Below are 1313 nucleotides of genomic sequence, written 5' to 3'. Positions count from 1 at the left end.
ATCTAAATCTTCATACAAACATTCTTCACCGTGACTGTCGGTCAGAAACACGAAACCACCTCGCGCATGCCTAAACTCAACAACCCATCCACCTTCTTGGATTGCTGGTTCAATAATGGCTTCAACAAGCTGGTTTTCACGAAATAGATGTCTTAGTTCATTTATTGTCATCGCTATCCCTGCTCTAACTTTCCCATTGCTCCTAAATAAGCATGGTCTACCTGAACAAAATAGGGAGAGAAATTCGAATAGATATAATGAAGTGGTATAAAAAAACGCCACTTATATCGTGGCGTTTTTAAAACTGAAGAAAGGAATCGAATTAAAATGAGTATTCCGCGCTAACAAAGAAGCCATTTGCGAAGATAAACTCTTTACCTAAGCTTGAGAGAAACACTTCCGACTCTAAATCGATCACGCGGTATCCACCACGGAAAGCCAACTGAGCGTCTTGTAGTGGCACATGGTATTGAATGCCAGCCATTAAGTCCGTGCTCTTGATGCCTTTGTTGTCACCAAAGTTTATCTCACCAATCACATCAAAGTTCGTATTAGGCACTTGGATCTCTGCGTAGCCGTACCAAGCCCAGATAAGCTCATCAAACTCTTCAGTACGCTTATTTGTACCAGCATCAATGTATTTCGTATCGCTTAGATTGCTGAATGTAACACCCGCATCAAAATGCAATAGATCATGGTCTAGCACTTGGTAGTACATGGTTAAATCGAGTTTATCAAAGCCCATGTAATCGGCATCAACACTTGAGTAACGTAGACGTGCATTCGGTACGTATTTCACATCGTGCTCAATGGCAGCGTAAAAAGTACCCGTTGTACTGCTATCTCTTCTTACTTCATTAACTTTTGTATCTGCACCCCATACTTCTGCTCCCACTTTTGCGGAAAAAGAAGATTCTGCGAATGTAGGAAGAGATGCGGCTAATGATAATGCTGTTAAAGCGATGGTCGCTTTATTTGTCATGGAATGTGTACTCCGAGATAGCTGATATTCAACAATGAGGGCGTGAGGGGAAATATACCATACTCTCACGCCTCGCTATCAACTAAATCGTCTATACCCAACTATTTATAACGCGGTTGGGCAACGAAGTTTTTAAAGAACCAAATACCCAATGCGATGACTATCAGCCATGGTAATAGTTTGAGTACCGCGCCGATCATGCCAAGTAAAAACATCACAACCAACGCAATACCTGTTGCTGCGAACACTGTCATCATCGTGATGCCTGTTACTAATAAGGTCGCGGCAAATACTAAAATAAAGATCAGCTCCAACATAATCACTTCTCCAT

Annotated in this window: 2 protein-coding genes; both read right to left on the bottom strand. The window is 41.7% G+C overall.

Features of this window, described 5'->3' with window-relative positions; all coding sequences use genetic code 11:
* Window positions 1-322: 322 nt before the first annotated feature.
* Window positions 323-982, bottom strand: coding sequence for a TIGR04219 family outer membrane beta-barrel protein (locus R8N28_RS25185; protein WP_318074920.1), 660 nt, complete (start codon window positions 980-982; stop codon window positions 323-325).
* Window positions 983-1083: 101 nt separating this feature from the next.
* The gene (pspG, locus tag R8N28_RS25180; RefSeq protein WP_005496590.1) at window positions 1084-1299 is read right to left on the bottom strand and encodes an envelope stress response protein PspG; all 216 of its coding nucleotides are present in this window, start codon (window positions 1297-1299) and stop codon (window positions 1084-1086) included.
* Between the last annotated feature and the right edge of the window lie 14 nt (window positions 1300-1313).

Source organism: Vibrio sp. Vb1554, from assembly GCF_033344235.1.
Note: the sequence above shows the minus strand (reverse complement) of the source record. Positions and strands in the feature narration are given on the sequence as shown.